Below are 13,024 nucleotides of genomic sequence, written 5' to 3' on the forward strand. Positions count from 1 at the left end.
GCTTTTGAAAAAAGGAATACATCTTCCTCCAGCTTTCTATCAATACTTCGGATAATGTCCGAGACCGGTATGGTCATGAGAGAAAACAGCGAAAATAGAGAGACAAGACTTCTCCGGAGTCGGAGAGAAGTTGTCCAAAAACATCATTGCAATATCATCCCCTGAAGAACCGTTGTTAATAATGTGACTAGCGAAAGGGCTGTGAATGTCGAAGAGCTATGTACTTCTGTGCCGTTTTCTATGCTGACTTTTATCCGGGTTTTCGTAACAGCTTCTGTTGTCGGTGCTCTTAAACCATCGACCCGATAAATCATGATCTTTCCATCATCCCCCCCGGTGACCAGCCATTTGCCATCGCGGCTGTAAACAACCGTCGGTGACCTGCCGGAGGGCAGGGTGTGCAGATGGGAGAACGGAATGATTCCCTCAAAAACACTGACCTTGCCATTGCCCTGCCCAACTACCAGCCGGGTACCACTTGGGTTATAGGCAAGGCTCGATACCTGGCCTGATACGGATAGAGTGTGCAGGGTGTTGTTCGGGTTCATCCCGTTATAAAACCTGACCTGTCCTACCATATCCCCGGATGTCAGCAGGGTGCCGTTGGGATTGTAGGCAACAGCCAACATCTGGCAGCACGAATCAAACAGGGTTTTCAGAAGATTGTACGGACTGGTCCCGCGATAAGTTCTTACAATTCGGTGACGTTGAGCTGCTGCCAGCTGGCTGTTGATGGGGTTGAAGTCAAGATCTACTACACTACTAAGCCGTGATGCTTGGGACAGGGTTTTCACGTAGGTGAACTGATTGGTTTCGTTCTTAAGATAAAGCATGATCTTTGTGTTATATCCCCCGGCTGCCAGCAGGGTGCCGTTCGGGTTAATGGCAACGGTTCGTAAATCTCTTAGCGCTTCGGACAGGGTGTCCTGGTAGCTGAACGGGCTTATCCCTCCATAAATCTTGACCTTGCCATCCTTCCCCCCGGCTATCAGCTGAGTGCCGTCGGGGCTGAAAGTAACGCTTTCTATCCAGTTTGTTGCGTGATGGGTACGCACGAGTCTCGGGTATCCTGAGGCACTCACATTAAAGATTTGCAGGGCTCCTGAAAGCCGACACTTTCTCGTATCGCCATCGTTATCCCCAGAACCTATTCCCACAGCTATGAGCGTACTGTTTTTATTCCATGAAATACTCAATGCCCTGTGAGGGGGACAATGTGTTGGCGCAGGAGCAGTGGGTATTTCCGGTAGCTGGTTCGGATCTACTTCAAATTCATAGAATAATTGAGGTGGTATTTCTGTTGGCTGAATTGAGCCTGACGTTTGAGCCTGTGCCTGTAGACAGCTTACTGCCGGTAAGATAATCAGGCTTGCAACAGCCAGGTTCTTCACAATGTTCATCCACCTTCCACCTTGTATCTGAGCATTAACATCCTAGCTTGTTGTTCACCCGGTGTTGGAAAAAGAGTATCCGAACTTGAGCTTCTTGATCATAAAAAGATTGAGCGTTGAATTAATGCAGACATTCGTACTCAATCAGAAGCCCATACTTGCTTTGGCTGCACATACTGGAGAAAGATCGTTAGTTCTGCTGACCAGAAGGTCATTAAGCAGCTTTTGAAAAAAGGGTAAGCTGAATATCAATAACAGCATTCAAGGATAGAAAGGAGTTGCCTATGTACTCATGTATGATCACCAAATCACCGGACACTGAAACAGGCAGTACACTGCAATTTGCTCTCAATGCATTTTCAGAGGGCAAAAAGCAAGCCAAAAACTGGCTGTGTGATGGTGCTTCGAGGGCAGTATCCATATTTTATTCCGGAGCCAGTGCAGTCGGGTCCATGGCGAAAGACTCCATAACCAATATGCTTGACCTCTATGAGAACGGCATGTTCTTTGAGTGGGATTTGGATGAAACGGATATTGGCGACAGGCAGGTATCCGTTGCTGACACCACTTCCTATATCAAAGAGCCGTCCAGCAAAGAACAGCCCTTAAAAGAGCGATCCACGAAAGCGCCATCTCGAATTCCTCGTCCAGTGGGCCAGTTAAAGAAAAATCCAGACCATGCCTTCATGACGGCTCTTGCCAAGCCTCACACCATCCCTCTCGATACTCCGGGAGCAGAGGTCGCTGACCGTTATCAAAAGAACATCCGCACGGTGGTTTTCGGTGACAAAAATGAACGCAAGCCCAAGGCACAACAGAAAGCCCTCTCTGCAGATTTTCTGGCCAGACAAAACGCACTGGTCGAAGCCAGAAAAAAATATGAGGATAACCTGAAAGCCCCTGTAGCCCGGGATAAAAGCGGCAAGGTTAACCCTGAAACAATCAAACGGCTGGCACAACCCAAACACACCCGGACAAAGGGTGAGAAAAAAGCCATTCGTGACTTTACTCAACAAGAGTTTGCCAACCACGCTTTTCCAAAACTGTATCTGAGACAGGACTTTGAAAAGAACCGCCCGCTGGAAGGCCAGAACGGACAGAAAACCAGGGTTAGAACCACCACCGCGAAATAATTGAGAACACTCCTTTTTGCCAGGACTTGCTCCTGGCTTTTTTTTGCAAATAAACGATACTGGAAGCCTGAATTCGACTGCTATTGGACATTTGACCACTATTTGACGGATACCGAGAATCAACTATTTTTCCTAGGAGCCTGACCGAGAATAGCGCCCGTAGCGAGGACGGCAGAAAATTGAGGATGAAAATTCGGTTTTGTGAGGAGAATAGCGAGCTATTTGACGAACAAAAGCGGATTTACAGACCAATTTGCTGCCGCCGCAGTAGGGCAGTCTATTCTCGGTCAGGCTCCTAGAGCGCTAACTTCTACCTGGAGTACTCCAATGAAGACGCCAAACACCTGCGTTGCTACCTACAAAACCCATAATGCGGCCGATGATGCGGTTAAAAGCTTGCAAAAAGCTGGCTTTGAGATGAAGAAAATTTCAGTAGTTGGTAATGACTACCATACCGAAGAGCACGTAGTAGGTTACTACAACACCGGGGACCGGATGAAAGCCTGGGGCAAGATCGGTGCCTTCTGGGGTGGTCTGTGGGGTATTTTGTTTGGTGCTGCGTTTTTTGTGATTCCTGGCATTGGTCCCATGGTGATCGCAGGACCGCTGGTATCAGCTATTGCCGGCGGGCTTGAAGGTGCGGTTATTGCTGGCGGGCTGTCAGCTCTCGGGGCTGGTCTGGCCAGTATGGGGATTCCTAAAAACAGCATTGTCCGCTACGAGAAATCTCTGTCTGCCGGCAACTTTCTGCTGCTGTATAACGGCACAGAGGAAGAGGTTGCAACAGCTGCCGCGTTACTGTTGGAAAAGACTGACCATGACGGTGTCGAAACCCATAATGAAGCCGACGTCGGATAATACCAGTTTCTCCCTCTGAAATAGCTTGCTTGACATCATAAGAAGAACTGACCAGCAGCTATGCAAAACCGGCACGCATTTTTTCGGTTTGTTGTTGATCTGCTCCAAATCGGTGCTATACCTAAAGCGCCAAATATTTTTCATGATCCAACTACAGACTGTCACCGACGACAGGCCAGTGGAAAACCATGCGCCTGAAACACTGCCACAACACCAGAGACTTCCGGGAACTCGCCCGAAGACGGTTGCCCTCCCCCATTTTTCATTACATTGACGGCGCTGCGGATGATGAGACCACACGGCGAAGAAATACCGAGGCCTATTCCAACTGTGACCTGGTACCCAATGTTTTGAGAGGTGCAGAGCATGTTGATCTCTCTACCCGGGTTATGGGGCTGGATCTGGACATCCCTCTCTTCTTATCGCCCACCGCACTGCAGTGCCTCTTTCATCATGAAGGTGAGATGGCTGTAGGAAAAGCAGCAGAACAGTTTGGCACGCTTTTTGGCCTTTCTTCTCTGGGCACCACCAGCATCGAAGAGATTGCCTCAACCATTAAAACCCCGAAGCTGTTCCAGCTTTACGTACATAAGGATAAGGGGCTGACCCGCAACATGATAGACCGATGCAAGGCAGCCAACTTCGATGCCATGGCATTAACGGTGGATACAGCTGTGGGAGGCAACAGGGAAAGGGATCTTGTCACCGGTTTTACCATCCCCCCCAAACTGACATTGAAGAGTCTGCTGAGTTTTACCTGTCATCCGGCCTGGGGTCTGAATTACTTGTCCCATGGTGGCTTTGAGCTGCCTCAGCTTCAGGACTATGTTGGCGAAGGCACCAGCATTACCCTTTCGATCGGTAGCTACATCAATACCATGCTGGATCAAAGTATGGACTGGCAGGCAGCTGAAGAGATTGTCCGCTACTGGGAAAAGCCATTGGTATTGAAAGGCATCATGTCGGTCGAAGATGCACGCAGAGCCGTAGATATCGGCGCTGCTGCCATTATGATTTCCAACCATGGTGGCCGACAGCTGGATGGCTCACGCTCTCCCTTTGACCAGCTGGCAGAAATCGTAGATGCCGTTGGAGATCGAATTGATGTGATATGCGACGGCGGAATACAGAGGGGTACACACGTTCTTAAAGCTCTGTCAATGGGCGCCAGAGCCTGCTCAGGTGGCCGCCTGTATCTTTATGCTTTGGCAGCAGCGGGAAGAGCTGGCGTTGAAAAGGCTCTGGGTAATCTGTGCAGCGAAATGGAGCGGGATATGAAACTGATGGGTTGTAAAAGCATTTCAGAGTTGAACCGAAGTAATCTCCGGTTCCGACCAGAATTCGCCTATCATTCCCGGTGACTTGAGTGAGTGTCTTAACGATTTAACGATCTTTTATAGAGTTAGAATATCAATATTGCTTTTCTTTATTAAGCATTTTGGCCAACCCTGTGCGCATTGATATTTTTTTTCCCGGAATGGTTCTAAGCATAATGGATAACTGTTCGGCATCAAATTTGTGAGTGTAGCTTCTTCCCGTAGACACAGTATAAACATTCTCTTTACTGGTACCCGTCATTATAAATACAGCCCTGAAGCCCATAGTGGGAAATGCTTCATTTTTTTTAATGACTCTGGACAGACTTACAAAATCAGAAGCTGTTTCCTCTAACATTTTTCTTTCGGCAAAGTCTACCCCATGAAGGGTTAACGCGTAATTTGAATCCTGATAGCCTGCCAAGCCCACTTTGGAATGTTTAAGAATCCATTCGAATGAAAGCATTTTTTTGTAATCATCAAACATTGAGCCTTCATCATTGCTTTGAGTTGTACTTTCGGCATTAAGTATTAAGTGTTGAGCATTAGGAGGTTGGCAAATATCGTTCGACGTAAGGCATTCCAGAGTTGCAGCTTTGTGGCTGAAAGAATAAACATAGACAGACTCAATATCAGCAGCTTTTATTAGTTCCTGACGAACAGTATACTCATCGCTGAACAATTCAATCATATGGTCTTTTATTGCGCCAAAGATTTGATTGAACTTCTCCAGTTCATCATCAGAAAGAGCATCCATGTTTATACTCCCCCTGCTTAATGAGAATAATCTGGATTCATAGTCTTCGGGCAGAGTTTTCCCATCTAACTCCATCAGCTCGTTGATTATCGTCTTTTCCAAGCCGGAAGTTCGAAGCTGCGTTTCTATGCCTGTTCCTCTATTGACTGGTTGAGGCAATTCCAAACCTGTTTCAAAAGATTGAGGCGCTTCCAATCCTCTTTCAACAGATTGTTGCACTTCCAACCCTGTTTCAGTCGTTTCAGTCCGGGTATCTGGAACATCTTCTGAAAAAAAACCAAAAAGATATGCCAGTCCTGCTAATGCAACCGTTTTTAATAACATCTGCTTAACCTTCTTTTTTGAACGCCTACTTAAAGCGAGTATTTCATTAATTGATAGCTCTGGGAGCCTGACCGATTAGAATCCGGTTACTAACTCCCACTGGGAAAGACCTTCTTCCCACTGGTTTGAGATAAAAACTTTCACCGAAATTTTTGATCCCAAAACTGAAATTAAGCTCACTGAACTCTCTGGTTATTATTGCTTTTTGGGTAAATGGCTTTGATTCCGCACAGGAATATAAGTACTCAACCATACAAAATCATATTTTCTGACTTATTGTTCAGGGACTCGCGGCAACTGCTCCTGCGTTGCTCTAGCTCCTGCATCCATGCAGTCGTGATGCGTTGCAACTCTGGTCACATAGCTTGCTATGTTCCCGTCGTTGCGCCTTGCAGAGCACCTGCCCAATAAGCCAGAAATATTCGATTCCGTATGGCTGAGTAATTATGAAGTGTGGTGATACTGACAAAAGATAAACCCCGATAATATTGAAGCGTCACACGCTATTGGCAATTGACGCTTTGGAGTGTAGCCGACTCTTTGTAAAAGGCAATATTATGGCCAATCGGTCAGCATCACACCCATGCTGTTTCGGTTCAGACTGAAATTGTAATCAATCAGGCTTTCATCATAGCCATTAGAGTATTGGACATAGACGCGGAAACGGTCATTAAGAGGGAAGGACCAGCCCAGTGGTAACTGGGCCTTTGTTATCAGAAAAATGAAGGTTACTGCTAAGCATCGTGAAAAATTTTGTGTTCATAGAGTTTATAGCCAGAATGAAGCTCACCATGTCCTATAAACTTTTCAATATCAAGGTTGTTTTTTTTTATTAAGCCTTTTTCCGATTCCTGTAAGCTTTGATATTTGTTTTCCCGGAATGGTTTTGAGTAACTCTGATAACTGTTCGGCATTGTGACCGCCGGTGTACCTTCTGCCAGTACTTAGAATATAAAGGTTCTTTTTGTCAGGATCAGTCATTACAAATAAAGCCCTATATCCCAAAGCGGGCAATCCTTTATCTTCATCGGTGATACTGGCGAGCGATATAAGATCAGAAATTCGTTCTTGTATTAACTGTTTTTTGGTAAAGTTTACTTCATCAATGAGGTTCATGTAAGACGTACTATAGTAGTTGTATAAAAAACCTTCGTCTATGGTTTTTTTCATAATAAAATCGAATGCAAACATGTTTGTATAATCATCCAGAACTGAGTTTTTATTACCCAATTGTGTTATATCTTTTAATCTATGCTCTGTGTATTTGGCACTATCAGGCTGGCAAATATCGTTCCATGTGAGACATTCCAGAGTGGTAGCAGTGTGGCTAATAGAGTAAATATAGACAGCCTCAATATCAGCAGATTTTATTAGTTCCAGATCAATTTCATCGCTGCGTCGGTACAGCCCAATGACATGGTTCTTGATTGTGCTAAAAACTTCATTTAATTTACCTAACTCAGCATCAGAGAGACTGGCAGTATCCAGATCGCCCTTACTTAAAGTGAACAATCTGGTCTCATAGTCTTCAGGCAAAGTTCTCCCGCCTAAATTTTTCAGTCCTTTGATGATTGTTTTTTCCAAGTTGGAATTTCGATATAGTGACTGTATGCCTGTACCATTATTTACAGGTTGATAAACTTGCTCTTCTGTTTCAGTCTGAATATCTGGAATATCCTCTGAAAAATAATGTAGAGCAAAGTAAACTGCTAATCCTGCGAGAATTGGTTTCATGCCTCCACCTCCATTTTATACATCTATTCTGAGCGTTCGCATTTCAGAAAGTCATGGCATCAGATATTTAACTATCCAGGGATAAATTCTGAAAGAGTCTCAATTCTGCAGTCAGCTCCGTTTAAAAACGACCTTCTTCCTCCGGTTTGAGATAATCTGAAGCCTCCCATAGTACTTTAGACATCAGAACCTCAATTAAATTCCCCTGAGCACCCTAATTATTATTTCTTTGCAGTTATTTGATTTGCTTTAGCGCAGTGTGCGTCTGGAATGGCAATAGCCTGAATGGAGCTCACCATGTCCCATAAAGCTTTCAATATCAGGGTTGTTTTTTTGTATGAAGCTTTTTGGCCAGCCCTGTGAGCATGGATATTTGTTTTCCTGGAATGGTTTTAAGCATATTTGATAACCTTTCAGCACCAAATTTGTGAGTGTAGCTTCTTCCAGCAGTTTGAATATAAAGATCTTTTTTAGCTGGATCAGTCATTATAAACACGGCCCTGAAACCCGCAGTGGGGAATGCCTTATTTTTTTCAACGACTCTGGACGCCTCTATAAAACCAAGACATGCTTCATGCAATGATTTTTTTTGGGTAAAATCCGCCCCAGAAAGATAATAGCCGGGATCTGTTTCCCGATAGCCTTTCAGACTCGCTTTAGATTGTTCAAGAATCCATTCGGATAAAAACATATTCTTATAATTATCAAAAATCGAATCTTCGTTATTGCTTTGAGCTGTGGGCTTACCTTTAAACGTTATGTGTTGGGTATTTGCAGGTTGACAAAGATCGTTTGATGTAAGGCATTCCAGAGTAGCGGCTTTGTGACTAAAAGAGTAAATATAGACAGCCTCAATGCCATCATCTCGAGCTTCTTCCAGATTAAAAGTATCCTTGCCTTTAAAGAACTCAATCATGTGACTTTTTATTGCGTTAAAAATTTGATTCACCTTATCCTGCTCATCTTCAGAAAGGGCATTAGTGTCTATACTCCCTCTACTTAAAGTGAATAATCTGGACTCATAGTCCTCAGGAAAAGTCATTCCATCCAAATCCATCAGCTCTTTGATGATCTTTTTTTCTATTCCGGAGGCTCGATAGAGTGTTTCTACGCCTGTCCCTCTATCTACAGGCCGATGCACTTCCAAGCCTGTTTCAGTCTTTTTGGTGCGTTTGTCGGGTGCATTTCCTGAATTACAATAAAGATATGCTATTGCTGCTGCTATAAGAATATTTACCGCCATGTCTTCCAGTCTCCTCTATTGACTGCCTGCTTGAAGGTTGCGTTTCATTAAGTCATAGCTTCAGGAGCCTTAACGATCATAAGTACCTGGCCAGTTGGTTTCGCATATTCTGGCGAGTGGATTTTTTCATCCTTCAAGGCGCAACGACTGGTGCGTAGCCATAGCTACGCAACCAGAGTTGGAACGCAGAAGGATGGAAAAAGCCGCCGTCCAGAATATGCGAAGCCAACTGGTTAGGTACTTAGTGTCCCTAATGACGCTAATCAGGAATACCCTACTTCCAATGGTTTGAGATGAACCGTTTTCATTGATACTTTTTTCAGTGATACTTCTGCCCCTGAAACCAGAACCAGGTTCACTGAACTCTCTGGTTATTATTTCTTTATAAATCGATGGTTCTGCTCCCACACGGGGACATAGAAAGAATGGCAATACTATCAAGAGGTGACCCCCACTTACTGAAGCGTCCCATGCTATTGGTGATTGACGCTCCAGTATAGTCGAGTCCTCGTGAAACGCACTTTATAGTCTGTCGGTCAACATCACCCCCATACTGATCCGGTTTACACTGGCGTTGTAATCAATCAGGTTCTCTTCATGGTCATAAAGGTAATGGCAAAAATCCCTGAAATAGTCATTAGGAGGGAAGGAGCAGACCCGTTGCACCGCTCCTTGGTTATCAGAGAAACAAAGGTTGTTTCTGAGCATCATGGAATTCTGGTACTCATCCAGCTTATAGCCAAAATAAAGTTCACCCTGTCCCATGAACTTTTCAATATCAGGGTTATTTTTCAATTAAGCTTTTTGGCCAACCCTGTGAGCATTGATATTTGTCTTCCTGGAATGGTTTTAAGCATATTTGATAGCTGTTCGGCATCAATTTTGTGAGTGTAGCTTCTTCCAGTCGTTTGAATAAAAAGGTCTTTTTTATCAGGATCTGTCATTACAAATAGTGCTCTGAAACCCGTAGTGGGGAATACTTCATTTTTTGCAATGACTCTGGATGCCGTTAGAAAAGAAGAATTATTTTCATATAATATTTTTTTTTGGGCAAAGTCTACATCAAGAAGGAAGTCTCCGGGACTTAATTCCCGATATTTTTCTCCCCCTTTGGAATTATCAAGAATCCATTCTGCTGAGAACATTTTTTTATAATTATCCAATATTGAGTCTTGATTATTGCTTTGAGTTATGAGTTGGGTATTAGCGGGTTGACAAATATCGTTCAATGTAAGACATTCCGGAGTAGCAGCTTTGTGACTAAAAGAATAAATATAAACAGCCTCAATATCAGCAGCTTGTACCCGTTCCAGATCAAAAGTACCACGGCCTTTGAACAACTCAATCATATGGCCTTTAATGGCGTCAAAGATCTGATTTACCTTATCCAGTTCACCATCATTAAGTGCATTCGTTTTTATATTTCCCCTACTTAAACTGAACAATCTGGATTCATAGTCTTCAGGCAAAGTTTCACCCTCTAAATCCATCAGCTCTTTTATGATCGTTTTTTCCAAGTCAGAATTTCGGTACAGTGTTTCTACACCTGCCCCATTATTTACAGGCTGATGCACTTCCAAAACTGTTTCATTCGTTTTCGTCTGATTGTCTGAAACATATCCTGAAAAGCAATGATAAAGATATGTCACTGCTACAGCTATGATAATATTTGCCATCTTGCCCAGTCTCCTTTTTTTGTCTGCCTGCTCAGAGCTGACGTTTCATCAGGTCATAGCTCAAAAGCCCGACCGATAACAGCGCCGTTAGTCACTCTAATCAGGAACAATCATATTTCATTGTTTTGTGATACAGCGTTTTCAGTGATGCTTTGACCCAAAAACCGAAATTAAGTTCACTGAACTTTCTTATTATTATTTCTTTGCCGACGGATGGTTTTGCGCCCACACAGAGATACACGAGGAATGGCGATACTATCAAGAGATGAACCCCACTGATACTGAAAGCGTCCCATGCTATTGATGATTGACGCTTCAGTATAGTCGAGTTGTTGTAAGAAGCACTGTCACAACCAGTCGGTCAACATCACACCCATACTGATCCGGTTTACACTGGCATTGTAATCAATCAGGCTCTCACCATAGCCATTAAAGTATTGGAAATAACCCCGGAAACGGTCATTAAGAGGGAAGGACCAACCCAGTTGCACCGCGCCTTTGTTATCAGAAAAACGAAGGTTGTTTCTGAGCATCATGGAAATCTGATGTTCGTCCAGTTTATAGCCAAAATGAAGCTCACCATGCCCCATGAACTTTTCAATATCCGGGTTATCATCCCCCTCGGTATCATTCGGGTTATTGGGATCTTTTTCAGGTTCCGGAATTCGATACCAGGGCTTGAAGCTCATGTAAAAATCACCCTTTTCCAGCAGGAAATTCAGGTAGGCCCGATTCCAGCTTCGGGATAGATTGCCCGACCGGCCATTAGACTGGTGAGACAGACCGACCACTACAGCCCTCAAGTCCATACCCAATACCGAATAATCGACCGGGAATATTGCAAAGACCTCCGGTTCATGATTCGTTTCCCGAAATGGTGCCGAGTTGCTGTTGTAGGCCTGCCACCAGGAAGTGTTGGTATAGGCGACATAAACATTACCGTAACCATTCCACAGACCTTCCCAGACAGGCGCTTTCAGACTCAGCTGAAACTTGATTTCAGTTGACGACAATTCCTCACCTACTTCATTGTAAGGTGCCTTGTTAACATTGCTGTTCCAGGAAACCGGAAGCACATAATTGGGCCGATGGGGAGTAATCACGAAACGATTATCAAATGCCTGACGTTCCCCTCTGACTCGCTCATCAAAAGCGCTTTTCTCTCCCTCCCGGGCCATATCGGAATCACCTGCAACGACTGACAGAGCATCTTCTTCGGAGGGTTTGCTGCAAACGGCCCTGATCTCCGCCATTGTGATCTGGTCATCGGCTTCCATAGCCTGTTTCAGGAGGCATTGTTCATAGAAGCTTGATGAAAAAGCCAAAGCGGGCAACAGACTCAGGACTGTAACTGCAACCCACAAAGGTCCTTGTTTGAATGAGACAGGCGTCGCATTGTTATCCATGGTTGAAACTCTTTTTCTTCCTAATGAGTACAATGAGCCGAGATGTCGGTGCGCGACTGGGCTCATCACAGGGCAATCTGAAACTTTACTGCATGAGCGAACATAAATCCCTGACTCTGCAATCTCAACCCTTTTCCGCTAGTGTTGTGTCAAGACATTCATTTTTTTTCATATCGTAGTCAGGCCAGGGAGCCAGAACCGCCATCAGACTGATAATGCCGATGACCACAAGATAGTATGCAGGTCCCAGGTGCCCGAAAAACAGCCCTTCCAACGGTCTGGTTAAATACCTTGCAGCAAGGGCAGCAAAACTTCCCAGCAGGGACGTCAGCTGATCCGAGGCAGGAAAAAAATGCCCGGCGATATAACTGGCCATCAGGGCATAGATCAGGAAACCATAAAGCTCCAGCATAGCAACCATGGAGACAGCCAGAGCCAGTTTGTACTGTTCACTGGGTGCAGTAATGCAACGCCGCATAAGTCACTCTAATGTTGGTCAGGGAAAAGCCCACTGTCCCAGACAGGAAGGTTAAAAAGAGCAGTGACTCCAGGTTAGACCATTGTCCCCCCCGGGGCTGGTACAAGAAAAACCACCTGCTATTGGAGAACCATCAGCTGGCGGGAAAATCGGCTGAGGCCTGGCCAATGGGAGAAGAGTGGATATGTGCTATTTTCCATGCTCCCTGGTACTGTCTCAAAACGTGTGTCGCCCGCAGAAACTGTAGTTCTACCACCGCCCACTCAACATCCCTGAGCCGGGTTTCCAACTGCCAGGTACTGCTGCAGGAAATCTGGTCTGGTCCCTCCCAGGCAGACTCAATTCGGTATTTAACAGACAGGATTTCGAACTGGTTGAAGAGGGTTTCATACCAAAACTTCAAGGCATCATGACCGTTAATCTGGGCTCCCTCTGAGCTCCAGAACAGCAGCTCTTCTTCTGGTGCATAATGATCCAGCATGCCAACACTGTCCTGCTGAATATAGTTTTCAGCCTGCAGATCAAACAATGATCGGATGGTCTCTCTGGAGTCCGCCATGCTGTCCCCTCCTGAATAGTGCCCTGTTCCTGAAATATTCATATAAAACTGCAGGTAGAGTCAACGCAGGTTTCTTGACGGAATTTTCATAAGCGGATTCAAAAACCCTGAAGCAAACTCCAAGCCTGTTGCTATGCTTAGGCATCTCA

Annotated in this window: 13 protein-coding genes; 3 read left to right on the forward strand and 10 right to left on the reverse strand. The window is 44.8% G+C overall.

The annotated features are described in order from the left end of the window. Positions 1-143: 143 nt before the first annotated feature. On the reverse strand, positions 144-1,400 hold the full coding sequence (locus ACO6VG_RS24735; RefSeq protein ID WP_422412127.1) for a WD40 repeat domain-containing protein: 1,257 nt from the start codon (positions 1,398-1,400) through the stop codon (positions 144-146). 275 nt (positions 1,401-1,675) lie between these two features. On the opposite strand from ACO6VG_RS24735, the gene ACO6VG_RS24740 reads away from it, so the two are divergent. The 3 genes from ACO6VG_RS24740 to ACO6VG_RS24750 all read left to right on the forward strand — a co-directional run bounded on the left by ACO6VG_RS24740 (position 1,676) and on the right by ACO6VG_RS24750 (position 4,743). Then, on the forward strand, positions 1,676-2,524 hold the full coding sequence (locus ACO6VG_RS24740) for a hypothetical protein (protein ID WP_422412129.1): 849 nt from the start codon (positions 1,676-1,678) through the stop codon (positions 2,522-2,524). A gap of 327 nt (positions 2,525-2,851) precedes the next feature. After that, positions 2,852-3,382 carry a general stress protein gene (locus tag ACO6VG_RS24745; protein ID WP_422476119.1) on the forward strand — a complete coding sequence of 177 codons (531 nt, stop codon included), beginning with the start codon at positions 2,852-2,854 and terminating at the stop codon, positions 3,380-3,382. A gap of 188 nt (positions 3,383-3,570) precedes the next feature. Next, the gene (locus ACO6VG_RS24750; RefSeq protein WP_422134758.1) at positions 3,571-4,743 is read left to right on the forward strand and encodes an alpha-hydroxy acid oxidase; all 1,173 of its coding nucleotides are present in this window, start codon (positions 3,571-3,573) and stop codon (positions 4,741-4,743) included. Positions 4,744-4,792: 49 nt separating this feature from the next. Here the strand turns inward: ACO6VG_RS24750 and ACO6VG_RS24755 are convergent, their stop codons facing one another. From ACO6VG_RS24755 to ACO6VG_RS24795, 9 genes are all read right to left on the reverse strand, one after another. Next, positions 4,793-5,779 carry a hypothetical protein gene (locus tag ACO6VG_RS24755; protein WP_422476121.1) on the reverse strand — a complete coding sequence of 329 codons (987 nt, stop codon included), beginning with the start codon at positions 5,777-5,779 and terminating at the stop codon, positions 4,793-4,795. A gap of 555 nt (positions 5,780-6,334) precedes the next feature. Next, positions 6,335-6,502 carry a phospholipase A gene (locus ACO6VG_RS24760; protein WP_422137131.1) on the reverse strand — a complete coding sequence of 56 codons (168 nt, stop codon included), beginning with the start codon at positions 6,500-6,502 and terminating at the stop codon, positions 6,335-6,337. A 90-nt stretch (positions 6,503-6,592) separates the two neighbouring features. Then, positions 6,593-7,513: a hypothetical protein gene (locus ACO6VG_RS24765; RefSeq protein WP_422476123.1), complete on the reverse strand. Its 921-nt coding sequence runs from the start codon at positions 7,511-7,513 to the stop codon at positions 6,593-6,595. Positions 7,514-7,832: 319 nt separating this feature from the next. After that, on the reverse strand, positions 7,833-8,756 hold the full coding sequence (locus tag ACO6VG_RS24770; RefSeq protein WP_422138642.1) for a hypothetical protein: 924 nt from the start codon (positions 8,754-8,756) through the stop codon (positions 7,833-7,835). 522 nt (positions 8,757-9,278) lie between these two features. Further along, positions 9,279-9,551: a phospholipase A gene (locus tag ACO6VG_RS24775; RefSeq protein ID WP_422476125.1), complete on the reverse strand. Its 273-nt coding sequence runs from the start codon at positions 9,549-9,551 to the stop codon at positions 9,279-9,281. Continuing rightward, a complete protein-coding gene (locus ACO6VG_RS24780; RefSeq protein ID WP_422476127.1) occupies positions 9,548-10,432 on the reverse strand; it encodes a hypothetical protein in 885 nt (294 codons plus the stop codon). Before ACO6VG_RS24780 ends, ACO6VG_RS24775 begins: the two co-directional genes overlap by 4 nt. Positions 10,433-10,779: 347 nt before the next feature. Beyond that, positions 10,780-11,838 carry a phospholipase A gene (locus ACO6VG_RS24785; protein WP_422134763.1) on the reverse strand — a complete coding sequence of 353 codons (1,059 nt, stop codon included), beginning with the start codon at positions 11,836-11,838 and terminating at the stop codon, positions 10,780-10,782. 124 nt (positions 11,839-11,962) lie between these two features. Next, positions 11,963-12,316, reverse strand: coding sequence for a hypothetical protein (locus tag ACO6VG_RS24790; protein WP_422476129.1), 354 nt, complete (start codon positions 12,314-12,316; stop codon positions 11,963-11,965). Between the two features lie 133 nt (positions 12,317-12,449). Next, positions 12,450-12,917 (reverse strand): YybH family protein, encoded by a 468-nt coding sequence (locus ACO6VG_RS24795; protein WP_422134765.1) that lies wholly within the window; start codon positions 12,915-12,917, stop codon positions 12,450-12,452. Positions 12,918-13,024: the final 107 nt, after the last annotated feature.

The organism is Endozoicomonas sp. ALB032, assembly GCF_049310125.1.
Taxonomy (GTDB): Bacteria; Pseudomonadota; Gammaproteobacteria; order Pseudomonadales; family Endozoicomonadaceae; genus Endozoicomonas_A.

Bases quoted from the DNA above. Each gene is read 5' to 3' on its own strand.
- ACO6VG_RS24735 (WP_422412127.1), bottom strand. From the start codon at position 1,400: ATGAACATTGTGAAGAACCTGGCTGTTGCAAGCCTGATTATCTTACCG.
- ACO6VG_RS24740 (WP_422412129.1), top strand. From the start codon at position 1,676: ATGTACTCATGTATGATCACCAAATCACCGGACACTGAAACAGGCAGT.
- ACO6VG_RS24745 (WP_422476119.1), top strand. From the start codon at position 2,852: ATGAAGACGCCAAACACCTGCGTTGCTACCTACAAAACCCATAATGCG.
- ACO6VG_RS24750 (WP_422134758.1), top strand. From the start codon at position 3,571: ATGCGCCTGAAACACTGCCACAACACCAGAGACTTCCGGGAACTCGCC.
- ACO6VG_RS24755 (WP_422476121.1), bottom strand. From the start codon at position 5,779: ATGTTATTAAAAACGGTTGCATTAGCAGGACTGGCATATCTTTTTGGT.
- ACO6VG_RS24765 (WP_422476123.1), bottom strand. From the start codon at position 7,513: ATGAAACCAATTCTCGCAGGATTAGCAGTTTACTTTGCTCTACATTAT.
- ACO6VG_RS24770 (WP_422138642.1), bottom strand. From the start codon at position 8,756: ATGGCGGTAAATATTCTTATAGCAGCAGCAATAGCATATCTTTATTGT.
- ACO6VG_RS24780 (WP_422476127.1), bottom strand. From the start codon at position 10,432: ATGGCAAATATTATCATAGCTGTAGCAGTGACATATCTTTATCATTGC.
- ACO6VG_RS24785 (WP_422134763.1), bottom strand. From the start codon at position 11,838: ATGGATAACAATGCGACGCCTGTCTCATTCAAACAAGGACCTTTGTGG.
- ACO6VG_RS24790 (WP_422476129.1), bottom strand. From the start codon at position 12,316: ATGCGGCGTTGCATTACTGCACCCAGTGAACAGTACAAACTGGCTCTG.
- ACO6VG_RS24795 (WP_422134765.1), bottom strand. From the start codon at position 12,917: ATGAATATTTCAGGAACAGGGCACTATTCAGGAGGGGACAGCATGGCG.